The 25,021-nt window shown below is 61.7% G+C and carries 25 protein-coding genes; 12 read left to right on the plus strand and 13 right to left on the minus strand.

From position 1 onward, the window contains the following. The first annotated feature begins 49 nt into the window (after positions 1–49). Positions 50–502, plus strand: coding sequence for a flavodoxin family protein (locus tag ACUYV6_RS12835; RefSeq protein WP_449279064.1), 453 nt, complete (start codon positions 50–52; stop codon positions 500–502). Positions 503–533: 31 nt separating this feature from the next. Here the strand turns inward: ACUYV6_RS12835 and ACUYV6_RS12840 are convergent, their stop codons facing one another. Beyond that, positions 534–1,283, minus strand: coding sequence for an LmeA family phospholipid-binding protein (locus ACUYV6_RS12840; protein WP_449279065.1), 750 nt, complete (start codon positions 1,281–1,283; stop codon positions 534–536). Between the two features lie 54 nt (positions 1,284–1,337). Then, positions 1,338–2,114: a FadR/GntR family transcriptional regulator gene (locus tag ACUYV6_RS12845; protein ID WP_449279066.1), complete on the minus strand. Its 777-nt coding sequence runs from the start codon at positions 2,112–2,114 to the stop codon at positions 1,338–1,340. Between the two features lie 148 nt (positions 2,115–2,262). Between ACUYV6_RS12845 and ACUYV6_RS12850 the strand changes: the two genes are divergently transcribed. After that, positions 2,263–3,363, plus strand: a complete 1,101-nt coding sequence (locus ACUYV6_RS12850) for a ferrochelatase (protein ID WP_449279067.1) — start codon at positions 2,263–2,265, stop codon at positions 3,361–3,363. Between the two features lie 108 nt (positions 3,364–3,471). Next, complete coding sequence (hemQ, locus tag ACUYV6_RS12855; RefSeq protein WP_449279068.1) at positions 3,472–4,185, plus strand: hydrogen peroxide-dependent heme synthase; 714 nt, start codon at positions 3,472–3,474, stop codon at positions 4,183–4,185. Between the two features lie 96 nt (positions 4,186–4,281). Here the strand turns inward: hemQ and ACUYV6_RS12860 are convergent, their stop codons facing one another. Together ACUYV6_RS12860 and ACUYV6_RS12865 are read right to left on the minus strand one after the other, a co-directional pair. Continuing rightward, complete coding sequence (locus ACUYV6_RS12860; protein ID WP_449279069.1) at positions 4,282–5,013, minus strand: YceI family protein; 732 nt, start codon at positions 5,011–5,013, stop codon at positions 4,282–4,284. A 128-nt stretch (positions 5,014–5,141) separates the two neighbouring features. After that, complete coding sequence (locus ACUYV6_RS12865) at positions 5,142–5,351, minus strand: hypothetical protein (RefSeq protein ID WP_449279070.1); 210 nt, start codon at positions 5,349–5,351, stop codon at positions 5,142–5,144. A gap of 218 nt (positions 5,352–5,569) precedes the next feature. Here ACUYV6_RS12865 and ACUYV6_RS12870 point away from each other — a divergent pair, with 218 nt between their 5' ends. Continuing rightward, positions 5,570–6,361: a PepSY domain-containing protein gene (locus ACUYV6_RS12870; RefSeq protein ID WP_449279071.1), complete on the plus strand. Its 792-nt coding sequence runs from the start codon at positions 5,570–5,572 to the stop codon at positions 6,359–6,361. A 78-nt stretch (positions 6,362–6,439) separates the two neighbouring features. On the opposite strand, the gene ACUYV6_RS12875 is transcribed toward ACUYV6_RS12870, so the two are convergent. The 6 genes from ACUYV6_RS12875 to ACUYV6_RS12900 form a co-directional block, all read right to left on the minus strand. After that, positions 6,440–7,240, minus strand: a complete 801-nt coding sequence (locus tag ACUYV6_RS12875) for a sugar phosphate isomerase/epimerase family protein (protein WP_449279072.1) — start codon at positions 7,238–7,240, stop codon at positions 6,440–6,442. Between the two features lie 59 nt (positions 7,241–7,299). Then, complete coding sequence (locus tag ACUYV6_RS12880) at positions 7,300–8,439, minus strand: Gfo/Idh/MocA family protein (protein ID WP_449279073.1); 1,140 nt, start codon at positions 8,437–8,439, stop codon at positions 7,300–7,302. A 42-nt stretch (positions 8,440–8,481) separates the two neighbouring features. Then, positions 8,482–9,384 (minus strand): ABC transporter permease, encoded by a 903-nt coding sequence (locus tag ACUYV6_RS12885; protein ID WP_449279074.1) that lies wholly within the window; start codon positions 9,382–9,384, stop codon positions 8,482–8,484. Positions 9,385–9,464: 80 nt separating this feature from the next. Further along, entirely contained in the window at positions 9,465–10,967 is a 1,503-nt protein-coding gene (locus tag ACUYV6_RS12890; RefSeq protein ID WP_449279075.1) for a sugar ABC transporter ATP-binding protein, read from the minus strand. A 34-nt stretch (positions 10,968–11,001) separates the two neighbouring features. Then, the gene (locus ACUYV6_RS12895) at positions 11,002–12,090 is read right to left on the minus strand and encodes a substrate-binding domain-containing protein (RefSeq protein WP_449279076.1); all 1,089 of its coding nucleotides are present in this window, start codon (positions 12,088–12,090) and stop codon (positions 11,002–11,004) included. A 96-nt stretch (positions 12,091–12,186) separates the two neighbouring features. Next, positions 12,187–13,011, minus strand: coding sequence for an IclR family transcriptional regulator (locus ACUYV6_RS12900; protein ID WP_449279077.1), 825 nt, complete (start codon positions 13,009–13,011; stop codon positions 12,187–12,189). A 171-nt stretch (positions 13,012–13,182) separates the two neighbouring features. Between ACUYV6_RS12900 and ACUYV6_RS12905 the strand changes: the two genes are divergently transcribed. Genes ACUYV6_RS12905 through ACUYV6_RS12915 form a run of 3 tightly spaced genes read left to right on the plus strand, consistent with a single transcriptional unit; the run spans position 13,183 to position 18,256 of the window. Beyond that, positions 13,183–15,060 (plus strand): thiamine pyrophosphate-dependent enzyme, encoded by a 1,878-nt coding sequence (locus ACUYV6_RS12905; protein ID WP_449279078.1) that lies wholly within the window; start codon positions 13,183–13,185, stop codon positions 15,058–15,060. A 3-nt stretch (positions 15,061–15,063) separates the two neighbouring features. Beyond that, the gene (locus ACUYV6_RS12910; protein ID WP_449279079.1) at positions 15,064–16,515 is read left to right on the plus strand and encodes an NAD-dependent succinate-semialdehyde dehydrogenase; all 1,452 of its coding nucleotides are present in this window, start codon (positions 15,064–15,066) and stop codon (positions 16,513–16,515) included. 10 nt (positions 16,516–16,525) lie between these two features. Beyond that, positions 16,526–18,256 carry a dihydroxy-acid dehydratase gene (locus tag ACUYV6_RS12915; protein WP_449279080.1) on the plus strand — a complete coding sequence of 577 codons (1,731 nt, stop codon included), beginning with the start codon at positions 16,526–16,528 and terminating at the stop codon, positions 18,254–18,256. A 25-nt stretch (positions 18,257–18,281) separates the two neighbouring features. Here ACUYV6_RS12915 and ACUYV6_RS12920 read toward each other — a convergent pair whose 3' ends face one another. Together ACUYV6_RS12920 and ACUYV6_RS12925 are read right to left on the minus strand one after the other, a co-directional pair. Continuing rightward, a complete protein-coding gene (locus tag ACUYV6_RS12920) occupies positions 18,282–18,764 on the minus strand; it encodes an SRPBCC family protein (protein ID WP_449279081.1) in 483 nt (160 codons plus the stop codon). Positions 18,765–18,844: 80 nt separating this feature from the next. After that, positions 18,845–19,465: a dihydrofolate reductase family protein gene (locus tag ACUYV6_RS12925; RefSeq protein WP_449279082.1), complete on the minus strand. Its 621-nt coding sequence runs from the start codon at positions 19,463–19,465 to the stop codon at positions 18,845–18,847. Positions 19,466–20,055: 590 nt separating this feature from the next. Between ACUYV6_RS12925 and ACUYV6_RS12930 the strand changes: the two genes are divergently transcribed. Together ACUYV6_RS12930 and chrA are read left to right on the plus strand one after the other, a co-directional pair. Further along, a complete protein-coding gene (locus ACUYV6_RS12930) occupies positions 20,056–20,370 on the plus strand; it encodes an arsenate reductase ArsC (protein ID WP_449279083.1) in 315 nt (104 codons plus the stop codon). Positions 20,371–20,420: 50 nt separating this feature from the next. Beyond that, entirely contained in the window at positions 20,421–21,605 is a 1,185-nt protein-coding gene (gene chrA, locus ACUYV6_RS12935) for a chromate efflux transporter (protein WP_449279084.1), read from the plus strand. Here chrA and nhaA read toward each other — a convergent pair. Continuing rightward, complete coding sequence (nhaA, locus tag ACUYV6_RS12940; RefSeq protein ID WP_449279085.1) at positions 21,577–22,974, minus strand: Na+/H+ antiporter NhaA; 1,398 nt, start codon at positions 22,972–22,974, stop codon at positions 21,577–21,579. The two genes, chrA and nhaA, sit on opposite strands and share 29 nt — an antisense overlap. Here nhaA and ACUYV6_RS12945 point away from each other — a divergent pair. The 3 genes from ACUYV6_RS12945 to ACUYV6_RS12955 all read left to right on the plus strand — a co-directional run bounded on the left by ACUYV6_RS12945 (position 22,973) and on the right by ACUYV6_RS12955 (position 24,857). Further along, positions 22,973–23,155, plus strand: a complete 183-nt coding sequence (locus ACUYV6_RS12945) for a hypothetical protein (protein WP_449279086.1) — start codon at positions 22,973–22,975, stop codon at positions 23,153–23,155. The two genes, nhaA and ACUYV6_RS12945, sit on opposite strands and share 2 nt — an antisense overlap. A gap of 54 nt (positions 23,156–23,209) precedes the next feature. Further along, the gene (locus tag ACUYV6_RS12950; RefSeq protein ID WP_449279087.1) at positions 23,210–23,377 is read left to right on the plus strand and encodes a hypothetical protein; all 168 of its coding nucleotides are present in this window, start codon (positions 23,210–23,212) and stop codon (positions 23,375–23,377) included. Between the two features lie 79 nt (positions 23,378–23,456). Then, the gene (locus ACUYV6_RS12955) at positions 23,457–24,857 is read left to right on the plus strand and encodes a TrkH family potassium uptake protein (protein ID WP_449279088.1); all 1,401 of its coding nucleotides are present in this window, start codon (positions 23,457–23,459) and stop codon (positions 24,855–24,857) included. Positions 24,858–25,021: the final 164 nt, after the last annotated feature.

A 25,021-nucleotide genomic window follows, 5' to 3' on the forward strand; every position in this document is an offset into this window, starting at 1 on the left:
CGCGCTCGAAACGTGCGCAGAGGAAGTACGCTCAGTACAGGAGGTTGCCATGACTCGTCTGCTGGTCGTCCATCACTCACCGACGCCGCGGGTGCGAGGGATCGCTGACGCCGTGCTGCGAGGCGCCCATCACGAGGACATCGAGGGCGTCGAGGTGATCGAGCGGGCCGCTCTTGAGGCGACGCCCGAGGATGTGCTCGCGGCTGACGGGTACATTCTCGGCACGACGGCGAACTTCGGATATCTGTCGGGCGCGCTGAAGCACTTCTTCGACACCACGTATGACGCCGTGCGCGAGGAGACCGTCAAGCGGCCGTTCTCGTATTGGATTCACGGTGGCCACGACACGACCGGCGCCGAACGGGCCATGGTCTCGATCACGACCGGTTACGGCTGGACGCTCGCGGCCGAACCGCTCGTCTTCACCGGCGACACCGATGAGGAGCATCTGGAGCGGGCCGCAGAACTCGGCGCCACACTCGCAGCGACCGTCATGGGTTGAGCCTGCATGATCGGCGAAGCGATCGGCGAGGTTAGTCGCAGCTGCCCGGCATGCGCTCCCCAGGGCTCATGAAGAGCCACTCCGAGAGATCGGCCCGCAGCACGACTCCGCCCGATTCCGGCAGCTCGATATCGCTGAGCACCATCCCCTTCGGCAGGCGGTCCGCAATGCAGACCGTGCGGGGTTCGGAAACTGCTTGGCGGGCGAAATCGGCCACGGGGCCTGAGCCTTCGATGGTCGTGTCGGTCGGGGTCACCGTGATGTCGCCGTTCTCGACGCCGAGCTCGGCCGTCAATTCGTAGGGCAGCTCGAACGCAGGGCTGCCCGGTAGATCGAACTGCTCGGTGCTCAGCGTGCCGCCGAGCACCATCCGACCATCGCGCATTTCGCCCCGGTCTGCCAGGCCACTGCCCACCAGCGATGCCAGACCATTCACCTGATCCTCGGGAATCTCGAATTCGACCGTGCCGCCTCGCATCTTGCCGATGGTCGGGATCAGCGGCAGTGCGTCCATCTTGAGCGTCGCGGAGGAAGTGATCTCACCGGTTACGGGCACATCCTCGGCGGTGACGGTGACGTCTGCGATCCGCCATCTCAGTGCGCCGAGCGCCAGTGAGCCGGGCAGATCTGCCTCGACCCGGGATTCGCTCGGAACGCGCAGTGCAAGCCTGGCACCGGTTTCGATGACCGAGGGCATGAATGTGCGCAGGCCGATCTCGAGCAGGCCTCCGAGCATGCCGATGATCACGAGCGCGATCACCCAGCGTTTGAGTGCGGTCATCACCTACAGCCTAGTTCAGCACGTGCCGGGTATTGCCCTGGCCGCGCCCATCCGCTACTCCTCGCGCGGTTCGTAGCCGGCCTCGATGAGCGTCTCGGCGCGCTCCGTGTTGAAGAAGAGCTCCGGGCTCTCCGTGCGCAGGCCGAGGTCCCGGTCTGCATGCAGCGCCATCGCGTGGGCCGCGTCGCGCACGTTCCGTTCTTCGATCGCGCGCAGCAGGGCGCCGTGATCGAGCAGCATCGTCTCCCGAGTGGTACCCACGAAGACTTGTCCGCGCGCAACCGCCGTGTTGAGCGCTTGCATCACGCCTGTGTACAGATCGAGCAGCAGCCGACTGCCGCTCGCCTCGACGATGAGGCGATGGAACGAATCTTCACGCGTAATGTCGTTGCAGCGCTCGCCACTGGTCGCCTGTTCGCCTTCAGCCTCGTGCAGTGCGATGCTGCGCTCGTGGCTTGCGCGAAGTGCTGCCAGTTGCGCCTCGCTGCGTTTGATCGCTGCCGTCTGAGCAGCCTCGATTTCGAGCGAGCGACGGTAGATGAGCACTTCTTCAAGGTCGTGGTCGGCGAGAAATTCGGTGAGGATCGACCCGACCGGTGTGCGCGCCCGCACGAACGTGCCCACGCCCTGCACGGTCTGCAGCATGCCCAGTGTTGCCAGCGATCGCACTGCCTCGCGTACCGTCGATTTGCCGACGCCGATGAGCTCCATGAGCTCGGGCTCCTTGGGAATCAACTCGCCGAGTGGCCAATCTCCGCTCACGATCTTGGAGCGCAGGTAGGCGAGGGTCTCCTGAGACTTCTGCGATCCTCGTCGCCCCACTGCAGGCATCTGCCCCTCCGTGCTCATCATCTGCGGCTGATCCGGCCGAACTCAGCGTAGCGCGTCAGGCGCATGGCTCGAAGACAGGGGGTCGGGGAGGGGTAGAGCAGATGTCATAGATCAGATGTACAGGTGACCTGGTGGTACGGTGCAAAGCATGGGCTGTGAAGATGTGAAACCGTATGACGCTCTGCTCCTCTGCTCCTTCGGCGGCCCCAATGCTACCGACGATGTCGTGCCGTTTCTGCAGAACGTGACCCGGGGCAAGAACATCCCCGAAGAGCGTCTCCGCGAGGTCGGCGAGCACTACTACGGGTTCGGAGGCAAGAGCCCGATCAATGAGCAGAACCTGGAGCTGCTCGCCGCATTGCGCGCTGAACTCGATCGTCGTGGCATCGATCTGCCCGTGATCTGGGGCAACCGCAATTGGCACCCCTACACCGTCGACACGCTGCGCGACGCGGCCGCGTTCGGCGCGAAGCACGTGCTGACGCTCGTGACGAGCGCCTACGCCTCGTACTCGGGCAGTCGGCAGTACCGCGAGCACCTGGCGTCCGCCCGGGCCGAACTGGGTGATGCGGCTCCCGAGATCGACATCCTGCGACCCTTCTTCAACGATCCGGGCTTCGTGCGGGCGAACGCGGATGCGGTTGCGGAAGCGCTGGAGCAGGTCGAGGGGGGACCGACCGGGGCGCACATCGTCTATGTGACGCACTCGATTCCCGACACGATGCAAGAGGCGTCTGCCGTCACCGGCCCGGGCTACCGCGAACAGCACGAAGACGTGCAGGGTTCCATCGACGCGTCGCTCGCAGAGCGCTTCGGCGAACGCTTCGAGTCGTCCCTGTCGTACTGCTCGCGTTCCGGAGACCCGCGTGTTCCGTGGCTCGAGCCCGACGTGAACGATCACATCGAACAACTCGCCGCGCAGGGCGTGCAGAAGGTCGTCATCGCCCCGATCGGCTTCGTGTCAGACCATATGGAGGTCGCCTTCGACCTCGACGTCGAAGCTATGGAGACCGCGACTGAGCATGGTCTGGCCGCGGTGCGGGCAGCAACGGTGGGCGTACGCGAGATCTTCGTAGCGGGCATCGTCGACCTGGTGCTCGAGCGCGCCGCTCGCGAGCGCGGCGAAGACGTGCCGGCACCGATCGTCGGGGTGCTGGAAGCGTTTCCCGACGTCGCGCCTCCTGGCAGCTGCCGTATGCGGCACGGCGAGGTCACGGGCATTCCCGTGCTCGCCGGCGCAGACGACTGACAGGCCTGTCCGGCACCAACTCAGGCAACGGCAGCGATGACCTCGGAGAGTAGAAACCAGAAGGCGCGGACCAGAGAGCTCCGGTCAGAGAGTGGAGTACGGAGAAGTATGAGCGAGCATCAGGTACCAGAAGTTGATCACTCGGCCGTGGCCGAAGCAATCAACGAATCGGTGAATTACACGATGTACGCGGTGTTTCGCGAGGACCGGTCGCAGGCGGCGCCCGGTGAGGCTGCGGTCGATGAGGTTCTGGATCGCCTGAGCGCCGTCGAGGGTCTGACAGTGCGCGGCTGGTACGACGTCTCGGGATTCCGGGCCGACGCCGACGTGCTGCTGTGGTTGCATGCGCCCGAGGTCGAGGCGCTCCAAGCGGGGTACCGGGCGGTCGTCGAGGAGTCCGACGGACGTCTTGCTCCGGTCTGGTCGAACATCGGCGTGCACCGTGCGGCGGAGTTCAATCGTGGGCACGTACCGGCGTTCCTCGCGGGCGACGATCCACGGGGATACATCTGCGTGTACCCCTTCGTGCGCTCGCACGAGTGGTACCTGCTGCCTGATGACGAGCGTCGCACCATGCTGCGCGAGCACGGCATGGCGGCGCGCGACTACCGCGATGTGCTCGCGAACACGGTCTCGGCGTTCGCGCTCGGCGACTACGAGTGGTTGCTCGCGTTCGAGAGCGACGACCTGATTCGCATCGTCGATCTCATGCGCGAGCTGCGCGCGACCGATGCCCGGCTCCATGTGCGCGAAGAAGTGCCGTTCTTCACGGGCCCCCGCGTGGCGGGGGAGACGCTGCTGCGCCGCGGCCTCGCAGCGTAGGGCATAGCCGCAGCGGAATCAGACACAGACGCGAAGGCCTCAGCCACCGCCGCGACGATACATGTCCCGGCTGCGGCGGTAGATGCTCCAGCCACGTTAGCCCTGCTCCGCAGTCAGTTGGAACTCCACCTGACCGGACGGTTCGACCGTGACGAAGCCCAGGTTCGGTGCTTCGACGCCGTAGTCGGCGAAGGTGATCGGTATCGATCCTGCAATCTCAGCGGTCTCGCCGTCGCTGCGCAGTTCGATGGTCGCCGTGACCTCCTGCGTCTCACCGGCGATCGTGAGGTCACCCGTAGCATCGACTTCGACGACGTCGCCTGAACTCGGTGCCGACTCGAGCGTCACCGGTTCGGTGAGCACGAATGTGGCCTCGGGAAATTCCGAGGTGCGCAGCGCTTGCCCGCGGAAGTACTCGTCTCGATTGCCGCTATCGGTCGTGATCGAGGCGACATCGACCGTCAATTGTGCGGATTCGAGCGTGAGCCCGGTGCTGTCGACGGTAAAGTCGCCGCTGACGTCATCGGTACGACCAGTGACGGTCACGTCGGTTCCGTTGAGTACCTCATCAACCCGGTAGCCGGCCTCGGACCCGGAGGTGATCCTCCAGGTGCCCACGAGCGCCTCGGGGTCGAGCGCTTCGCCAGACGTTGTTACGTCGGATGGTGCCTCGCCGGTGAGCGTCTCATCGCCGGTGAGCGTCGGTTCCTCGGCCGCGGGGGCGGCGATGAGATCCCGGTAGATCATCGGCCCGGCGATGGCGGCTGTGAGCCCGAGAGCGAGCACACCGGCGCCGACCCCGATGATGATCTTGTGGGATTTCTTCACGAATGCTCCTCGTCGTCGCGCGGTTACGCGCCGGGTGCGACGCTACGACCTAGCATGCCCCGCCAACCTATGAGGGGCGCGAAGATCGTCTGAGAAGCAGGTGAGACTGTGCAGTCTTTGAGGGGCGGTCAGCCCTCTTCGTTGGGAATCGGCGTCTTCTCGCCGGTCTCGGGATGCCTGATCAGGCCGGGATCCGACATGCCGCGGCGCTCGTTATCAACCTCGCGCTCACGTTCGTCGCTCATGTCGGCCCCATCAAGCACTGGTGCGTCGAGAGTTTCCTCCGGTTCAGTGCTGGGAGTCTCCGTACCGGAAGCCGAGTTCTTCGCGTCTGACATTGTGTACCTCCTCGGGCTCGTGCTTCGCACTCTATCGCGCAGGCATCTCGGCATTCGAGGGGTGGCGAATCGGTGGAAAGTCCGCTAGTTCACACGCGCAGCTGGTGAGTGGCGATCGGGGATCCGCCTATCTATTCGCGAATGAGCGCGCAAGGGGCCTGACATCGCCTGCAGTATCGGCCAGAGTGGAGTCAACGTTGAAGGGAGATGCGTGCACCATGACGATGAACGAGCCCCAGAACCCCGGAGAGTCTCAGAATTCCGGAGCCCCTCAGAACACTGGCCTGCCGCAGGGTGCAGAGCCGCAGCAGAGCGGCGATGATCGCCCGGACACAGGCCGGGTGCAGAAGAATCGCCCGCTGATCATCGGTGCGGGTATCGCAGCGGCGATCATCCTGCTGGGTGGCGGCGGAGTCGCGCTCGGTGCAGCACTCGGCAACAACGATGGTGACGGTGGTGGTGCGACCGCGAGTTCTGAGCATGGTTCGATGGAGGATCACGACGATGACGTCGCCGTCGGCGGTACGTCACCCGGAACCGACGACAGTGCCGCGAGGGGCGACGAGGATGGCGCCGGGTCCGGAAGCGACGGCGGAGCGACCGTGGGTACACCGCTGGCTCCTGCTGACGCTGATTCGCTCACCGACGCGATCAAGGCGGCGCTTGCCGAGACGTCTGGGAAGGGCGCCACGTCTATCGACGTCGAGCGTGGTGGGTGGGAAGTCGACGTGCGCCTTGCAAACGGCACCCAGGCCGAGGTGTGGGTCGCTGAGGACGGCAGTGCGGCCGTGCGAGACGAGGACAGCGATCCCGACGATGATCCATTGCTTGACGTGTCGAAACTGCAGTCGATCATTGATGCGGCGCTCGACGCGGCGGGCGGGGGCGAGATCGATTCGATCTCGACTGACGACGGTCGCGTGCGCTACGAGGTGGAGGTCAACCCCGGCAACGGCGTGGAAGTCGAGGTCGAACTCGATGAGAGCCTCGGTGTGCTCGGCGTGGACTGAGCGCAAGCCAAGTGCACATTAGACGGTGCCGCTCAATTGCGCTGGATCAATGAGCGGCACCGTCTGAGTTTTTTGGTCCTATTCCAAATCTGCGAGCAGCTGAGACGTGAACTCGTAGCTCTGCCTGAGGACCTCGTCAATTCCCCTCTTATCGCCGAACACATGGGCCTCGTGCTCCACCACGACTGGGCCGGAGAATCCTTGCGAGAGAAGAATCCGTAGCGCACTCGCGAAGTCGATGTCTCCTGTGCCAAGCTTTGGGAAGCTGAAGCTCTCAGAGGTTCCCTGAGCATCCTTGAGCGCGAATAGCAGGGTCTTGCTTCCGAGGCGACGTGCCGCATCATCTACATCATGCGTGGTGACTTCGAGGTGTGATGGATCGAAGCTGATCCCCAGATCTGGTACTTCCTGAAGTACCTCGAGAGCCGCATCGGTCGTAGAGACAAGCTGACGCACAATGGGTTCCAGACCGACGGCAACGCCGAGTGACCTGGTGCCGTCGATGATGCGGCGCAGGGAATCCACGAATGCTGACATTTCACCTCGGGCACCGGCCACTCCAAGCAAAGAGTCGCCGGGCTCATCTCCGGGAATCACATGGATAAGTGGGGCACCGAGGTCGACAGAGATCTTTGCAAGATCGAGCGTCCAAGCTACTGCGTCAACGCGCCTATCTGGGTCAGGGTTCGCAAGACCCTCCCGGTGGGCGACAACGGAGGTAATCGCCTCAGTCGCTGCGAGCTTCTTGACCACCGACCATGGTGTGTCAGGAGTGAGGTGTGGCTCCGCCCAGGGGAGAGTCTCGGCGTTCAGTTCAGCGCCGTCGAACCCCGCGCTACGTATACGTTCAACAGCCTCGAGAACCGGAATACCAGTCAAAAATCCGGTATGAAAACTCGTGCGCATAGTCAGGTCCCTTTCTTCTCCGGTGCGTCGATTTACTCGTATGAAGGAATGGGCTCTTCAGGGTCGGCAAGAGGCAGAGAGACCCAGCCGTGTGTACGTACCGAGCGATAAGCCGCGGTCACGACCTCTTGTGCTTTCACCCCGTCTGCGCCAGTTGGTGCAACTGCGTCGTCGATACCAGTACGCAGCACGCCCTCGAACGCTTGCCATTCGGAGATGTATGGGTTGGTACGTGGTGGGGTGAACTCGAGCCAGCTTCCTGGCTGATAATCGTTCCACCACGCGGTGGGCCAGTAGGCTTCGATCACTTCCTGGGGAAGTTCATCCTTGGCGAGTTTGCTAGAAATTGCGAGGGGAACGCTGGAGAAGGGATTAATCGTTTCTGTGGCGAGATGGATTGTTCCATCGGGGCCATACAAATCAGTCGCACCGGAAACCTGGGGAGAGAAGCGATCCGAATTGATTACGCCTGTGGCGCCGCTTTCGAAGCGTACTAAAAGGAACACATTGTCATCTGCAGGATGCGGAATTACGCGGTGGTCCATGGTCGCACATACCTCGACGATTTCTCCGAGGAAATATCGGGCCAGATCGATGCGGTGTACGCCAAGGTCAAGGATTGCCGCGCCACCGGACTGCTGCAGGTTATAGCGATAACCGGTGGCGGCCGGATACACGTCCCACCCCTCCGAATACACTGAACGGAAACCTTGAACTTGGCCAATCACTCCGCTGTCGATTGCCCGTTTTGTGATCTGAGTAGGTTCCCAGAATCGTTGGTTAAATCCGATTTGTAAGCGAACCCCGGCCTTTTCACAGGCTTCCTGGATCGCAATAGCGTCAACTAAGTTGTGTGCGACTGGCTTCTCGCAGAACACATTGATTCTCGCGGCCGCGGCGTCCTCGATTACCTGACGGTGCAGGTGGTTAGGAATCGCCACAAGCACGATGTCGAGGCTAGCGTCTGCGAACATCTCGCGATAGTCGCTGTATGCCGTCGCACCATATTGATCCGCGAGCTCCTGAGCTCGCTCGATGCTGGGGTCTGCGATGCCGACGATCTCAAGACCTTCGATCGCTGCGATCGAGGGCAGATGAGACAGGCGCGCAATGGCCCCGGCCCCTACAGCGCCGACACGAAATGGACGTGAAGTATTGGTGGATTCAGTCATGAATCGAGTTTCCTTCCCGGAATGACGGTGTAGCCCGTGAAGCTACTTGATGATGCCGATCTTCGAGCGGTCGAGAGAAATGAAGACTGCTACAGCAAGTACGACACCCTTGACGATGGTCTGCTCCGCATCTCCAACACCGATAAGGACCAGGCCGTTCGAGAGCATGGAAATGATCAGTGCACCGACGACGGTCCCGCTGATCCGCCCAAGACCTCCGGTAAGCGGAGTCCCGCCTATAACGACGGCTGCGATGACGTCGAGCTCGAATGTCGTACCCGCGATCGGGGAGCCAGTGCCGAGTCGAGCAGCGAGAATTGCACCCCCGATACCAGCTAGGAGACCGGAGAGAACAAAGATCCAGACCTTGGTCTGACGCGAGGGGACCCCTGCGAGGGTGGCGACGCGCTCATTGCCGCCGATTGCCCGAACGCGACGCCCGAAGACCGTGAATTGAAACAGAAAGCCGGCGAGAAGCGTCACTACGATGCCGACAATGATGATGCCAGGCATGACGCCGAGCCACGGCAGGAATCCTTCGGTAGGCATGGGTTTGGAGGAGCCTCCGCTGATCAGGATGGTAAGTCCGCGGGCGGCTTGCAGCATGCCTAGAGTCACGATGAATGATGGAACTCTCGCGAAAGCGAACACCACACCATTGATTAGGCCGGCCAGGGCGCCGACGGCCGCTCCAACGACGAGACCGAGAGCGCCATGTTCTAATCCGACTAATGCGGTGACAACACCGGAAAGACCGACGACTGAGCCAACCGACAGGTCGATGGATCCGGAAGTGATCACGAAGGTCATGCCGTAGGCCACTATGGCCAGGACGACGGACTGCTGCAGGATCACCAATAGATTCGATGGAGCAATGAACGTCTGCCCTTTGAGTACGGTGAAGAGGAGAAACAGTACGATCAGTGCTGCATAAGGTACGAGCATTTGAACTGTGGTGCGTAGTGAGCGCTGCCGTCTTGCCTCAGGTGAGGTGACCACTGGGGCAGTTTGAGGGTTTGGAGAAGTCATATCATTGCCCTAATCAAATCGTGCTCCTCGGGAACAGGAGCGTTGTAGTCTGCGGTGACATTGCCTGTTTTCATGATCAGAACGCGGTCAGCGAGGCGACGAAGTTCAGGAAGCTCATCTGAAACAACCACCACGGCCTTACCGTCCGAGCGGGCCCGATCCAAGAGTTCATAGATCTCGCCCTTAGCGCCGACATCCACGCCGCGCGTGGGGTTGTTCAGAAGGAGCACCGGCACATCGCGATGCAACCAGCGTGCTAGCAGGACTTTCTGTCTATTGCCACCCGAAAGGTTTCTGACCTGTGTGCCTGCCGAAGGTGTCTTGATGTTGAGCCGGTCTATCAGGCTCTTTACCGATTTCAAGCCTGCCTGCGGGGAGATCATTCCCAACTTGCTAAACCTGTCGAGGCTGCCGAGTACCAGGTTCTCCTGTACCGAGGAGAACAATAGGAGACCTTCCTCATCGCGGTCCTTGGGAACGTAGGCCAGACCCGAGGCGATGCGGGCTCGAACACCATCGCCTCGCACTGCCATGCCAGAGACCGTGATGCTGTCATAGTTGGCCTTGTCCGCACCTGCGAGCGCGCGAATGACTTTGTCGGCGCCACAGCCCACTAGGCCGCCAATACCCAGCACTTCTCCGGCTCTCACTGAGAAGCTAATGGAAGAGCACCCATCCGCCTGCAGATTCACTACGCTAAGCGCAGCAGCAGCTTCCTCAGCGTTATCTGCACGTGCCTCTCGGACAGCGAGAACCTCAAGGTCTCGGCCCACCATGGAGCGCGAGATCGCCGCTTCGTCAGTTTCGGTGACGAGAGCTTCTCTTACGAATGCACCGTCCTTAAGGATTGCGACCCTATTGCAATGCTCGACAATCTCGTCTAATCGATGCGTAACGAAGATCACAGCACCGCCGTTGGCGGCGAACCGCCGAATCTCATCGAAAAGAACGACAGCGCCGTCCCGCGAAAGCACATTCGATGTCTCATCGACCAAGAGCACCTTTGGATTTGCCGCCAGCGCGCGAGCGAGCTCGATCATCTTTCGATGCTCGATCGGGAGACCAGACACCACACTATGCAAGGGGTAGTCGGCGCCGATCGCATTGAGTGCCTCTCGCGCGAGTCGATCCCTCCGAGACGGTATGATCGTGCCGCCGACGGTGTATTCCTTTTCGCGGCCGAGGAGAACATTCTCCGCAATTGTGAGTGTGGGTGACAGCAATGTCTCTTGGGGAATCAGCGCGACTCCCTTGTCTAGAGCATCGAATGGGCCGGTAGGGGCGAAATCGGTGCCGTCGAATCGCATCTCTCCACTGTCAAGCCTGAGCGAACCGCTGATCGCACCAAGCAATGTGGATTTGCCCGCACCGTTCTCTCCGGCGAGGCCAAGGACGTCCCCTGCTTGGAGTCGGATTGCAGATTCCTTGTCCCAGCGCAGGGCTCTCACGCTGCCGTAAGACTTGCGGAGTCCTTGGAGTTCAAAGAGCTTCGACGACACCGTTCAGCCCTCCTTTCTTCTCTTCGGTGAGCTGCTACTGCAGAGTGATTTCGAATGAACCTTCGGCGTCAGGGTTGGTCACCTGGCTGAGCTCCGTAAAGTCGTACTCCGGAGGGTTCTCGATGTACTGATCCTTGAAGTCCGCAACATTGTCTTGATTTACTTCGAGGAGATCGAGCTTGACAATCGGAGTCTTGGGGTCGATGCCCTCGAGCTTGTCGTAGAGCATGACGAGTCCGAAGCCCCCCTGCAGCCAGTGGCCGCCAAAGCTTACGAAGTAGTCCCCATTCTCAATTGATGTAATCGCCTCAGGGGTGAGGTCCATGCCGCCGAACTTATACTCATCGGCACGCCCGGCGTTCTGTGCCGCCTTGATGGCGCCGAGGCAGAGGTTGTCGTTGTAGCACCAGACTCCGTTGGCTGATCCGCTTGGATTTGCTTGGAGCAGATTCTCAAAGGCCGAAAGCCCGTTCTCTTGTGCCTCTCCGTCACCGGCTTGATACTGGACGAGGTTGCCGCCGGCTGCGATAGCGGTTTCGAGGCCAGCTTTTCTGCCCTCTGTTACTGAGGAGCCAGGAACGCCGCCGAGCGCAAGGAGGTCTGATGACCCCGCGTCGATGAGTGTCTTCGCGATGTTCTCGCCCGCCAGTTCGTCATTTGGTCCAATAAATGCGGTGTAGTCAGGCTGTCCGTCTTCGCCGGGTTCGAAGCCGGGGTAACGATCAGTTACCACGACCTCAACGTCAGCGTCCTCGGCGGTCTTGAGTAGCTGTGACGCCACCGAAGTGGAGGTCGGGGTAATGACGAGCCCATCGACACCTTGGCTGATGAGGTTTTGGACGTCGGCAAGCTGCTTCTGTTCATCGCCGTTTGCGGCGACGGCATTGATTTCGAGTCCGAGCTGCTCGGCCCCGTCCTCAACGAAGTCCATGTAGGCGGTCCAGAACGGGCTGTTTGACGTCGGGTACGAGACTCCTATGGTGTAGTTACCGCCCTCGGCTTCGGATTCGGATCCCGAAGAATTTCCATTGTCGAGCAACCCACCTCCGCTGCAGCCGGTGAGCGCGACACTGATACCTAGAGCACCTGCCGCGAGGATGCTGAATTTGCGAGTGCGATTCATGATGAGCGATCTCCTTTGATTGCAGGCAGGTCTGAGCCTCGCCCGGGTGGGCGATGCTTCCCCTGCCGGGGTGGGTATGTGCCTTTTGGGGGGTTCCTAGGGATTACTGATCCGCGGAGCGCCTTCCGGGATGGCTTGAGTGAGTTCATGGCGCTCGAGCGGCCCGCCGAGCCGCTCGGTCACTTTGCGGGCTGCGGTGAGAAGCTGTTCAGCGGCAAGGGGCACCCGGTCGAGCCCCATTCGATGGATGGGACTCGAGACACCGATGCATCCCGTGACGGTACCGTCGATACCGAAGACGGGGGCGGCCAGGCAGCGCACGCCGGGATTGTATTCCTCGTCATCGATGGCGTATCCGCGTTCTGCGATGGCGTCGAGGTCGCGGGCGAGTTCGTCGAGCGAAGTGAGGGTGCGTATGGTGAAGCGGTCGAGAGGGAGTGTGAGCCAGGTTTCGCGTTCGGCTGCAGGGACATGTGCAAGAACCGCCTTGCCTGTCGCGGTTGCATGCATCGGCGGGCGTGCGCCGACCTCTGTGTCGACAGAGACGCGGAACGGTGCCTTGCGCTGCAGCACGTAGACAGGGCCGCCCGACGTCATCTGTGAAACATGCACGGACTCACCAGTTAACTCGAGCAGTTCATCGCAGGCGTCTTCCGCTGCGGCCCGAACGTCGAGTCGGCGTAGCACGGACCCGGCGACCGAAAGGAGCTTCGCGGAGGAGCGGTAGCGCTTCGTCATTTCGTCTTGCTGCACGTATCCACGGTGCATCAGCGTGCGAAGGAGGCGGTGCGCATTCCCCTTATCCATCGACAGCTCTGCGGCAAGGTCGCTGACTCCGAGGCCGGTATTGCTCTGTGCGAGGGCCTCGATCACATCGAGGCCCGACTCCAGGGCGCCACTGCGGGTACGTGACTCATTCATGAGTAACAAGCTAAACCCAGGTTGTTCATTTGTCAAAGAAATTGTTTTAAGGGGGCACAGGGAGGGTGTCTGCGCTTGAATCTTGAGGACTACGTGCCTCTTTCGTGGACAAGAGGTGCAATCTGGTCAAAGTTGTTGCGAATAAGTCAACAGCGTTGTAATCTCATGCTCATGACAGAACAGGATCGTATGGCGCGCGCAAGCGCAATAGTCGAGGCCGGATCAGTTGAGCAAGCGCTCACAGACGGCTCCCTTTCAAGACAGCAGAGGATCACTCTCGCCGAGGCTACGATCATTGGACTCCTGAAGCAGGAAGTCCGCACCTTCGTCGGCATCTTCGGCCACGGAAGTACTGACCTCGGTGAAGTAATGCGTGTCTACGAAGCAGCCGGGGCGCTCAAGACTCATGCGGTCCGCAACGAGGTCGAGGCAGCTCATATTGCAACGGCATTGCGTTGGGTAACCGGTGAAAAGGCGGCTGTGTTCACTTCGATCGGGCCTGGTGCACTTCAGGCGCTCGCAGGCAGCCTTGCCGCAAGCAGCGACGGCATTGGCGTCTGGCATATCTATGCGGATGAAACGACCGAAGCTGAGGGCCCGAACATGCAGCAGATCCCGGACGGTGGACAAGAGTCCTTCCTGAAACTGGTCTCGACCATGGGCCCCGCCTACACGCTGCATACTGCCTGGGCGCTGCCGGAAGCCTTGCGTCGAGGTAGGAACTCAGTTGAGAATCCGTATAGAGCCCGGCCGTTCTACCTCCTACTCCCGATCAATACGCAACCGCAGATCGCGGATTTCAACCTCGGTGCTTTGCCCGTCGCTGAGCCTCTGGCCCTCGGGGCTGCGGCCGATGACGGTTCCTACGAAGAAGCGGCGCGCGCGCTGCTCGATGGTGAGCGGGTGGTCGTTCGGGTAGGCGGCGGCGCGCGAGCAGCCGGCGCGGAGATCGAAGAGATTCTTGAGCTCGTCGATGGTTTTGCAGTTACTTCGCCTTTGGCCTCAGGCACACTTGCCTATGATCACCCGCGCAATCTTACTGTCGGGGGCTCGAAGGGTTCGATCAGTGGCAACTATGCAATGGAGAACGGTGATGTTCTCCTTGCAGTAGGGACTCGCGGCGTCTGTCAGTCGGATATGTCTCGCACGGGCTATCCCAAGGTCGGGAAAGTCGTGAACATCAACGCTGATCCAGCTGATGCCGTGCATTACAACCATGCGATCCCCTTGCTGGGTGATGCGAAGTCTACCTTGAAGGGTCTCATCACTGCGTTGAGAAAGCTTGGTGCGGTCCCTGCCGGACTCTCGAGCCAGTGGGCGAAGGATTGTCTGCAAACCTGGGACGAGTGGGTCGCCTTCAAAGAAGAGAGATTTTCTGTGTCTGCTTTGGAGGATGCAGTTTGGAAGCGTAAGGTCCTGACGCAGCCAGTAGCTCTCAAAGCGGTGAACGACTGGGCCCGTAGCCATGACGACGCGGTTCTCTTCTATGACGCGGGTGATGTCCAGGCGAATGGATTTCAAGTTGCTGAGGATGACCGGGTTGGTCGCACGATCACGGAAACTGGTGCCAGCTATATGGGCTTCTCTACGAGCGCAGTTGTTGCGACTGGAATCGCGAGGGAGCCATTCTTCGGGATCTCGCTGACAGGCGACGGCAGTTTCACGATGAATCCCCAGGCGCTTATTGACGGAGTGCAGCACAATGCCCGTGGCGTCATCGTCGTGTTTGATAATCGCCGACAGGGTGCGATTTCGTCGTTGCAGCTCGATCAGTACGGAATTGACTATGCGACCAGTGACCAGGTTGAGGTTGACTACCAAGCCTGGGCAGCATCCATTGGTGGCATTCAAGCGCTACACGGCGGATACAGTACTCGGGAGCTGGTAGAGGCGCTCGATCGGGCGTACGCCTATGAGGGACTCTCACTCATTCATCTTCCTGTCTACTTCGGTACTGAAGCTCTCGGTGGTTTCGGTTCCTTCGGGCGATGGAACGTCGGCCCATGGGTCGCTGAAACCGAATCCCTCCGTCACGAACTGGAGATCTGAATCATGACTGTATTCCCTGAGGTAATTCCCGGCAGGCTCTTCATCGACGGTAAGTGGGTGAGCGCTTCGGGCGGGTCGACTCGCGATGTGCTTGATCCGGCGACGGAGGAGTCAATCGGCACGATCGAACAAGCCTCCGTCAACGATGTCGAAGCAGCACTCGCCTCGGCCGCAGCTGGTCTGGGTACTTGGCGTAACACGGATGCTTGGACTCGTTCTGCGAAGATTCGTCGAGTGGCAGAGATCCTGCGCGGGTGGATTCCGCAGGCTGCTCAGTTGATGACACGTGAGCAGGGCAAACCGCTTCGCGAATCGGAGGCCGAGTGGAATGCGGCCGTCGACCAGTTCGACTGGTACGCGGACGAGGCGCGCCGTATCTATGGACGCACTGTCGATGGGCATTCGACGGCCAATCGCATTCTCGTGCGTCGTGAGCCCATTGGTGTCGTAGCAGCGTTTGCCGCGTGGAACTTCCCGGCTTTGCTGCCCGCTCGCAAGATTGCCCCGGCGCTTGCGGCGGGCTGTTCGGTAATCGTGCGGCCCACGGAGGAGGCACCGTTTTCCACGTTGCTTATCGCTAAAGCTTGTGAGCTGGCGGGGATCCCGGCCGGTGTTATTACTATCCTCACTGGTCGCGCCTCACAGATCAGCGAGCAACTCATCAACTCGGGCGTAGTACGTAAACTCTCTCTCACTGGATCGGGGACGGTAGGGCGGACATTGTTGCACCTCGCGGCCGACAACATGGTCGCGGTTTCGATGGAGCTGGGCGGTCATGCACCTGTGCTCATATTTGAAGATGCCGATATTGAGACAGCGGCGCGGGCGTGCGTTGCCTCGAAATTCCGGAACACAGGCCAGGTATGCGCTTCTCCGTCGCGTTTTATCGTGCAGGAGTCTGTCGCAGAGCGATTCTCTGCTGCATTCATCGCGGCGACCCATGAATTGAAAGTAGGGGATGGACGCGACCCGGCTACTGTCGTTGGCCCTCTCAGCAACTTGAAACGCGTGTCTGAGGCGGAAGAGCTCATTGAAGATGCGGTGGCAGGCGGCGCAAGAATCGCTGCTGGTGGGAAGCGTGACACACGCTTCGAAAAGGGATATTTCTTTGAGCCAACAGTTCTAGTCGATGTACCCGCGACTAGCCGCATCTTGCGCGACGAACCTTTCGCGCCCGTCGCGCCGATTGTGACTTTTGACACGTTTGAGGAGGCGATCGCGATCGCCAATTCCACGGTATTTGGGCTCGCGAGTTACGTCTGGACACAGGATCTGCGTACGGCCTTCCAAGCTTCTGAACGGATCGAGGCTGGAATGGTGGGAGTGAACAATATGGCAGTTGCTACGGCCGAGTCGCCCTTCGGCGGTGTTAAGGAGTCCGGCTTCGGTCGCGAAGGCGGCAGCGAAGGAATTCTGGATTACACGGTCGCGAAGGCCACCATCATCACACTGTGAGGAAATATTCATGAGCACGGACACTCCAGAGCATCCAAGTGCCGATGATTCCCATATTCGTGGCGTCGATGGCAACTTGACCAACTACGGGGACCTTGGATTCAGCAAGTTCATCCGCCGGGCATTCTTGAACTCCGCAGGGCTTGACCCTGAGGATATCACCCGCCCGGTGATCGGCATCGTGAATACGACCTCGGATTACACGACTTGCCACCGTGAGATGCCGCAGATGATTGAGTCAGTGAAGCGAGGCGTACTGGAGGCAGGGGGAATTCCGTTTGTCTTCCCGGTGATGTCGCTCGGTGAGATTCTCACTAATCCAACCACGATGCTGTTTCGCAACCTCATGGCAATGGAGGTTGAGGAGCAGATCACTTCTCAGCCCATGGACGCTGTAGTGCTACTCGGTGGTTGCGATAAGACCGTGCCAGCAGAGCTAATGGCTGCAGCATCAGCAAACATCCCAGCAATTCAATTGGTGGTCGGACCGATGTCCGTCGGTAATTACAAGGGGGAGCGCCTTGGCGCTTGCACCGATTGCCGCCGCATGTGGGCTGAATTCCGAAGCGGCAACGTGGATGAGGGAGAGATCAGCGAGATCAACGCTCAGCTTGCGCCATCTGCTGGCACCTGCATGGTGATGGGTACAGCCTCAACGATGGCGTGTCTCGTTGAAGCTCTCGGTATGTCGTTGCCATTTTCAGGCACTGCACCATCGGTGTCATCTGAGCGATTGAGGATCTCGGTGAAAACGGGCCGACAAGCGGTCGAACTCGCACGGTCGGGTCGGAAGCCGTCAGAGATCATGACCGAGGCAGCTTTCAAGAATGCAATCATGGTGCTTGCAGCGATCGCTGGGTCCACCAATGCGATCATCCATCTCACTGCAATCGCGCGACGGCTTCGACTCGATATTGATCTTGACGACTTCCACGAGATCGCGCAGAGGATTCCCGTGCTTGTGAATTGCAAGCCGGCAGGCTCGAATTACCTTCCCGATATGCATCGAGACGGAGGAGTACCGGCTTTGCTCAAGGAGCTTGAGAGTGTGCTCCATCTCGACGCACTCACTGTGACAGGGAAGACCCTTGGTGATCAGTTGCTTGAAGCTGAAGCGCCACAAGATTGGCAGGACACGATCCGCCGTACAGGCAAGCCACTTAAAGCTCCTGGGGCACTGGTGACCTTGCGAGGCTCGCTCGCCCCCGATGGAGCCGTTATCAAGGCCGCGGCCGCGTCACCGCATCTCATGCAGCACGAGGGTATCGCACATGTTTTTGACTCACTCGAAGAGGTTGAGGAGAAACTGGACGATGAAAGCCTGGGTCTGACTCCGGAACACATTCTCATCATGCGGAACATTGGTCCAGTCGGTGCAGGTATGCCCGAGGCAGGTTCAATCCCGATTCCGAAGTACCTCGCACGCCAGGGCGTTAGAGACATGGTCCGCATCTCCGACGGGCGTATGTCAGGAACCGCCTATGGGACGATTGTGCTGCACGTAAGCCCTGAAGCAGCGCTCGGGGGACCGCTTGCACTGGTGCGAAGCGGTGACCGGATCAAGCTCGACGTCCCAGATCGGACTGTGGATCTTCTGGTCGATGAAGGGGAGCTTGAGCGGCGCCGTGCCGAACTGGTGTTGCCTGAGCCCCCGAGGCGTGGTTGGCGCCGACTGTACGCCACCAGCGTTGTACAGGCGTCCGAAGGCGCAGATCTTGACTTCTTGCGGGGAGTGGACTGACGGCTGGCGACTACTGCTCTGCTGCTCAGTGCGCGTCGGCCTCGAACTGGGCGCGATAGCGCTCGATCTTGGCGCGATCCGGGCCTGCTTGCGAGACTGGCGTGTCACCCTCTAGGAGCGCGGAGAGCGTCTCGAGGCAGGTCTCCCAGCCGGCTGCGGTGCGCGGCATCCAGTCGGGGTCGAGGATGGAATTGTTCAGCTGCAGCACGCTGCCGGCGCCATCAGCGTCGATGGTCCACCGCAGGCGTTCACCGGCCCAGTCGTAAGCGAGTACCTGCGGCTCGGCGAACTCCGTCACTGTCGATTCATCGGGTGCCTCGTCGTCCATGAGGAATGCGATGCGTCCTCCGACGCGTGGTTCCAACTCCACTCGGCAGGGATACCAACGGCTGAGCTCGTCGGGGTCGGTGAGCATGTGCCAGACGCGTGCGGGGGAGTGGGCCAAGCGGAGGGAGAACTGCAGCACCGGTTCGTCAGTGCTTCGGTCGACGTTGACGTGGATAGTCATGTTGACTCCTTTGTCGGGTGCAGGTTGAAACTTGTCGGTGTTCGTTGTCACCGGCCTGGCCCTCTCAATACCGGGGAGAGTTACGAGAGCGGATCAATGCCGTTGAACTCGGCGAAGGGTGCGGCGCCCGTGATCGCGTACTCGAGGATGACTAGGCCAGTCGGCATGGTGCGCTGGCTGCGCAGTTCAAGGCCGACGTCTGCGTGGCCGGTGAGCAGTCGGCGGCCTTGGCCGAGTACGACAGGAGCGACTACGAGGCGGAGCGTATCGACGAGCCCGGCATCGAGCAGAGAAGCGGCGAGACGGGAGCTGCCGTGTACTTGCAGTTCCCGCCCAGGGCTCGCCTTCAGCTCGCCGATCGATTCGGCGAGGTCGCCGCGCAGAATCGTCGTCGGATCCCAACTCCCCTCGGTGAGGGTGCTGCTGACGACGTACTTCGGCAGAGTGTTCATGCGTTCGGTGAAGGGATCGGGCTCGGGAATCTGAGGCCAGTCGCGAGCGAACGCTTCGTACGTGTGGCGGCCGAACAGGAGTCCGTCTGCGAGATCCAGCCAGTCGGACGCCTGCCTGACGAAGTTCTCATCGAGGTAGGGAACGAACCAGCCACCGCGGGTGAACCCGTCACTCGGGTCTTCGTCTGCGGATCCTGGCCCCTGAGACACCCCGTCGAGGGTGACGAACTGGGTGATTGCGATCTTCAAGCTCGTACCCCGGTCTCATTCCGTGTCTTGCTCGGTTGGTGCGTTCAGCATCGCAGGGTCTGTTCCCTGGGGCAAGGAGTATCTGAGACTGGGCCGGGCCGCACAGGCCGGGGTGATCAGACAGTGTTTTCGATGCACCACGCGATTCTGCGGGTTGATCGCGCGTGTCTCAGAGACATCATCCATGGTCTGGTGATCAGTCGATCCAGATTTGAAACACGGTGAGGACTTGGGCTGCCCGCACATCGGAGCCGTCCGCAGCAAAGCGCTTGCGATCAGCGAACCGATCCCGGCGGCCCACATCTTGAGATGCTGTCGATCACAATTCTCCAGAATGCGACAGCCGGGTAGATTGTGTTCGAACCCTGGCCTATCGGCTGCCAAACCAGGGAATCGCTACCTCTGCAGAGAGCGAGCGCGTCAGTGGCACACGGCCAGCATGCTGCACCGTGTGATTCGTAGCGCTCGAGTAACTGGCGCGGCGAAATACTTGCTCATCTTCCACGAAGCTCCTCGAGGAGATCGCCCGTCGTTGACGGCCGACAGAGAAGCGAGGCGGTCGACAGATGAATTCTTGGTGAAGCGAGTGAGTGCATGTCGCCATGTATCTCGATATTCATCAATATAGAGGCATGTCGGCTCAAGGCGCCCGCTCCGCGGGCTCGGCGCCAGGACCGGACGTGCACCTGCACGTCCGGTCACTGGTCACCGACGACGCTGTGCGCGCCGCCGACGTTGTCGTGACGATAGGCTGCGGCGACGCTTGCCCGTTCTTCCCCGGCAAACGCTGCGAGGACTGGAAACTCGACGACCCCGCCGGCCGGGGCATGGAAGCGGACGGGCAGATCCGCGACGAAATCAAGACCCGGGTCGAGGCACTGATCTCAGAACTCCTCGAATCGTGACCTACGACGCTCCTAAGTCACCCGTGACGCCGTCAAGGAGCGCCGCGGAGGTGTTCTGCGCATTCTTGAAGCTTGGAGTCACCTCGTTCGGTGGCCCGGTCGCGCACCTCGGCTACTTCCGTGAAGAACTCGTCGTTCGCGGCAAATGGGTGAGCGAGGCGCAGTACGCCGAACTGGTCGCACTGTGCCAGTTCTTGCCGGGTCCGGCGTCGAGCCAGGTCGGGTTCGCGCTCGGCCTGATCCGTGCCGGCTTCCGAGGCGCAGTGGCGGCATGGGCAGCGTTCACCCTGCCCTCGGCGCTGCTGCTCGTGCTCTTCGCCCTCGGCGCCGTCAGACTCGAGGGCATTATCGGGCAGGGCCTGATCATGGGGCTGCAGGCGGTCGCGGTCGCGGTCGTCGCGCACGCGGTGATCGGGATGGCGCGTACATTGACACCGGATCTGCGGCGCATCTTGATCGGCATCGCCGCCGCAGGCCTGGCACTCCTGCTCCCTGGTAGTTTCGGGCAGGTCGCCGCGATCCTCGCAGGCCTCGCTGGCGGTGTGCTGTGGTGCCGCGGCGCGGCCGTGTCTCGGGCTGATCCTCTGGCGGTGCGGGTCTCCCGCAAGACCGGGGTCATGTCGCTGGCCGCCTTCGGCTGCATGCTGGCCGGTCTGCCGGTACTCGCCGTATTCACCCAGAACGCCTGGGTCGGGATCGCGGACGCCTTCACCCGAGCCGGGGCGGTCGTGTTCGGCGGCGGACACGTCGTGCTGCCCTTGCTGCAAGCGGAGCCCGCCATCGCCGATTCGATTCCTACCGAACAGTTCCTCGCCGGGTACGGGGCCGCCCAAGCCGTGCCAGGTCCGCTGTTCACCTTCGCGGCCTACCTCGGCTTCGACATGGTGCCCGGCCCCCTCGCTCCTATTGCAGCGCTCCTCGCGCTGGTCGCCGTCTTCGCGCCCGGACTGCTTCTTCTCGTCGCGGCCCTGCCGTTCTGGGACCGGCTGCGCCAGACCCCGAACATCCGGGCCGCGCTCACAGGCGCGAACGCGGCCGTCGTCGGTCTTCTGGCCGCGGCGCTCTGGACCCCGGTGATCACTTCCGGAATCACCGGGGTAGCGCCCTTCGTCATCGCCGCAGCATGCTTCCTGATGCTCACCGTGTGGAAGCTCCCCGCGTGGGTCGCAGTCCTCGCGGGCGCAGCAGCGGGGGTGACTGTGGCGGCTACCGGTGCGGGCCTGGGTTGGGTGTGACCCGATCAGGTTCTTGCCCCTGTTGGTAGACGTCGGGGATGCCGTCGGCGTTCGCATCGACCGCATCTCGCAACGCGATGCGTCGGTACCCGCGGTTGCGGGTGCCGAGCAGGATCGCCGCAAGCGTTGCGGCGATCACGGATGCGGTGAGGATCGCGACTTTCGCGTAGTCGTGCTCGACGGCGCCGGCGGAGAAGCTGAGCTCGGCGATGAGCAGCGACACGGTGAACCCGATACCGGCAAGGAGCCCGACTCCGGTCATGTCGATCCAGCGTAGATCGGGGTCGAGTTTTGTACGCAGTGCCTTCGTAGTGAGCCAGGTCGTGGCCACGATGCCGAGCGGCTTGCCCAGGACGAGAGCGGCTGTGATCGCGAAGGTGATGGGGTTCATCATCGCGTCACGGATCCCCTCAGAGCCTCCGACGGAAACGCCTGCGGCGAAGAACGCGAAGACGGGCACGGCGATTCCGGCTGAAAGCGGGCGGAAGCGGTGCTCGAACTCTTCCGCGAGCCCCGGACGCTCCGAGCTCGCCTTGCGATCCACGCGGCGGTGGAGCACCGGAATGGTAAATCCGAGCAGCACGCCCGCGATGGTGGCGTGCACTCCTGAGGCGTGCATCAGAGCCCATGCGACGATTCCGATGGGAAGCAGGATCAGCCAGGCCGCGAACGGGTGCAGCCCGAAGAAGGCCCGGTAGCGTTGCGCGATGAACCCGTAGATCGCGATGACTGCGAACGCGAGCAGCAGGGGCATGATCTCGATGCGGTCGGTGTAGAACACGGCGATGATGCTGATCGCGAGCAGATCGTCGACGACGGCGAGGGTGAGGAGGAAGATCCGCAATGCTGAGGGGAGATGGGAGCCGATGATCGCGAGCACCGCGACGGCGAACGCGATATCGGTAGCGGTCGGGATCGCCCACCCTGCACGGAGCCCGGGCTGTTGCCAGACGATCACCGCGTAGATGAGCGCAGGCACGGCAACGCCGCCCGCGGCGGCGGCGATCGGGATGATCGCGGTGCGGAACTTCCTGAGGTCCCCAGCGACGAACTCACGTTTCAACTCGAGGCCGACGAGGAAGAAGAAGATGGCGAGCAGCCCGTCGGCGGCCCACGCCCCGAGGCTGAGGTTCAGGTGCCAGGGCTCGTAGCCGATCCTGAAATTCCGCAGAGCGAAGTACGCGTCTGCGGCGGGCGTGTTGGCCCAGACGATCGCGACGAGGGCGGCGCCGACGAGCAGTATGCCGCCGACGGCCTCTTTGCGCAGCAGAGCGCCGATGCGCTTCGCCTCGGCGAATGTCCCATAGCGAGGGAAGGTGCGATCGGAGTGGGTAGGGGCAGCGTTCAAGGCATCTCCTGAGGTGTGCATGCAGGCTGGAAGAATCGGCTCGAATCGGGCCCTTGCCCCGCTTGGGGCCAAGGGATCGATCCTGGATCAGACTGCAGGAGACGTGGGAGTGGTGCCGGAGAGCATCGCACCCCAGGAGGAGATGTACCCGTTCGTGCCGGGGTGCGGCAGCACCCAGCTCATCGGCATGAAAGCCGCATGAATCCGGTGATGCATCATTGCCTTCGAGGATAGCAGCGTCTCATGACGAGTCACCGTGCGTCCCGTACCCGCGCTTCCGCGAGCACTTGCAGGTATCGGACTCGCCGGCCTGCCGTATCGGACAGCCCCGGAGATCTACTCCCCAGAGCATTCCGCGCGACGGGGTGGGCTCCAGATCCTCATCGGTGTGCGGCGCCTGCGGCAACGGGTCGCCGAGGAGTAGAGTCGAGTGCGGTGCGCCGGGAAGTCTGGTCGGCACACCGCCTATTCGGGTGGTGTTCATCAACGCAGAGGACAGCCCTATGAACTCGCGCACCGGGAGTTTCGCGCAAGCTCACATGCGCGATCTTGCTCACCGCGCTACTGCCCGCACCCGCTATCTCGCCGGGCATGCACCAGCGCGCATGGCGATCCTCGTGTTCGCCGCCGCGGTGCTACTGTTCACGGCCCTGCTCATGCTGCCGATCGCATCCCGCACCGGCACGATCGCCGCGCTGCCCGACGCCGTGTTCACGGCGGTGTCGGCGGTGACCGTCACGGGGTTGACGACCGTGGATACGGGCGAGCACTGGTCGATGTTCGGGCAAGTCGTGATCTTGGCCGCGATCCAGGCCGGTGCGCTCGGGGTCGTCACGATCGCGCTACTCCTCGCGCGGATGGTGACCCGCAGGCTCGGGGTCAGCGGACGGGTGTTCGCGCAGTCGAGCATCGGCACCACCGGGCTCGGAGACGTGAAGCGCCTTCTCCGGGTCGTGGTCATCACCACATTCACAGTCGAATTCGTCCTGATGCTGATGATCGTCCCAGCATTCATCGTCGCCGAAGAGTCGTTCGGGTGGGGGCTCTGGTACGGAGTGTTCTACGCAATATCGGCGTTCGCGAACGCAGGTTTCACCCCGCACGCCGGCGGCATCGGCCAGTTCGCCGACAACCCGTGGGTACTATCCCCGCTCGCGATCGGCGTGTTCGTCGGGAGCTTCGGGTTCCCGGTGTTTCTGAATCTCATCCGCGCGAAGTGGACGCGGAGGCAATGGACACTCCACACGAAACTCACGATCACCACCACCATCGTGCTCTTCGTGCTCGGCACGGTCGCCTGGGCTGGATTCGAGTGGACGAACTCGGCCACAATTGGCGGCGAGAACTCGTGGGCGAAGATCGGACATGCGTCATTTGCGTCGGCGATGCTGCGCTCAGGTGGTTTCGCCGTCGTCGACACGGAATCGATGACGGCGACCACCATGCTGCTTAGCGACGCGCTCATGTTCGTGGGTGGCGGATCCGGCTCTACCGCCGGCGGCATCAAAGTCACTACCCTCTCGGTCCTGTTCCTCGCGATCTGGGCTGAAGCGAAAGGCACACAGCATACCAACGTCGCAGGTCGTAGAATCCCGAACAGCACGTTGCGTCTCGCGATCAGCGTTGTGTTCCTCGGCGCCACGCTCGTGCTCACCGCCACCGCCCTGCTCACCACCGTGAGTGATGCCACGCTCGATCGTCTCCTGTTCGAGACAATCTCCGCTTTCGCGACATGCGGCCTGTCCGTCGGAGTCTCAGCTGAAGTCGGTCCGTTCGGGAAATATGTCCTTTCCGCACTCATGCTCGTCGGACGCGTGGGCCCGATCGTGCTCGCGACCGCCCTCGCCGTGCGACAGAGGAAAGAGCTCTTCCGGCTCCCTGACGAGCGGCCTATTATCGGGTAACTCGGCATACGTCAGCGCATGGCGCCGCGCCTACCCAAATGCCTCGTGTGGGATGCCGCCGTGTACTCATGCATCCCGATCAGCTCGACAGTCTTCGGCATCGCACCAGGGGCGCAGCGTCGGCAGCCACCCCGCTTGCGCTTACAACTCCGGAGAATGCATGC

The sequence above is a fragment of the Leucobacter sp. GX24907 genome (assembly GCF_053567335.1).

Coding starts and splice junctions, on each gene's coding strand:
- ACUYV6_RS12845 (WP_449279066.1), bottom strand. CDS start 2,114: ATGCCTGCAGTGGGGCGACGAGGATCGCAGAAGTCTCAGGAGACCCTC.
- ACUYV6_RS12880 (WP_449279073.1), bottom strand. CDS start 8,439: ATGACTGAATCCACCAATACTTCACGTCCATTTCGTGTCGGCGCTGTA.
- ACUYV6_RS12910 (WP_449279079.1), top strand. CDS start 15,064: ATGACTGTATTCCCTGAGGTAATTCCCGGCAGGCTCTTCATCGACGGT.
- ACUYV6_RS12900 (WP_449279077.1), bottom strand. CDS start 13,011: ATGAATGAGTCACGTACCCGCAGTGGCGCCCTGGAGTCGGGCCTCGAT.
- ACUYV6_RS12945 (WP_449279086.1), top strand. CDS start 22,973: ATGCAGGCTGGAAGAATCGGCTCGAATCGGGCCCTTGCCCCGCTTGGG.
- ACUYV6_RS12895 (WP_449279076.1), bottom strand. CDS start 12,090: ATGAATCGCACTCGCAAATTCAGCATCCTCGCGGCAGGTGCTCTAGGT.
- ACUYV6_RS12850 (WP_449279067.1), top strand. CDS start 2,263: ATGGGCTGTGAAGATGTGAAACCGTATGACGCTCTGCTCCTCTGCTCC.
- ACUYV6_RS12920 (WP_449279081.1), bottom strand. CDS start 18,764: ATGACTATCCACGTCAACGTCGACCGAAGCACTGACGAACCGGTGCTG.
- ACUYV6_RS12865 (WP_449279070.1), bottom strand. CDS start 5,351: ATGTCAGACGCGAAGAACTCGGCTTCCGGTACGGAGACTCCCAGCACT.
- nhaA (WP_449279085.1), bottom strand. CDS start 22,974: ATGCACACCTCAGGAGATGCCTTGAACGCTGCCCCTACCCACTCCGAT.
- ACUYV6_RS12840 (WP_449279065.1), bottom strand. CDS start 1,283: ATGACCGCACTCAAACGCTGGGTGATCGCGCTCGTGATCATCGGCATG.
- ACUYV6_RS12905 (WP_449279078.1), top strand. CDS start 13,183: ATGACAGAACAGGATCGTATGGCGCGCGCAAGCGCAATAGTCGAGGCC.
- ACUYV6_RS12870 (WP_449279071.1), top strand. CDS start 5,570: ATGACGATGAACGAGCCCCAGAACCCCGGAGAGTCTCAGAATTCCGGA.
- ACUYV6_RS12835 (WP_449279064.1), top strand. CDS start 50: ATGACTCGTCTGCTGGTCGTCCATCACTCACCGACGCCGCGGGTGCGA.
- ACUYV6_RS12885 (WP_449279074.1), bottom strand. CDS start 9,384: ATGCTCGTACCTTATGCAGCACTGATCGTACTGTTTCTCCTCTTCACC.
- ACUYV6_RS12915 (WP_449279080.1), top strand. CDS start 16,526: ATGAGCACGGACACTCCAGAGCATCCAAGTGCCGATGATTCCCATATT.
- ACUYV6_RS12955 (WP_449279088.1), top strand. CDS start 23,457: ATGAACTCGCGCACCGGGAGTTTCGCGCAAGCTCACATGCGCGATCTT.
- hemQ (WP_449279068.1), top strand. CDS start 3,472: ATGAGCGAGCATCAGGTACCAGAAGTTGATCACTCGGCCGTGGCCGAA.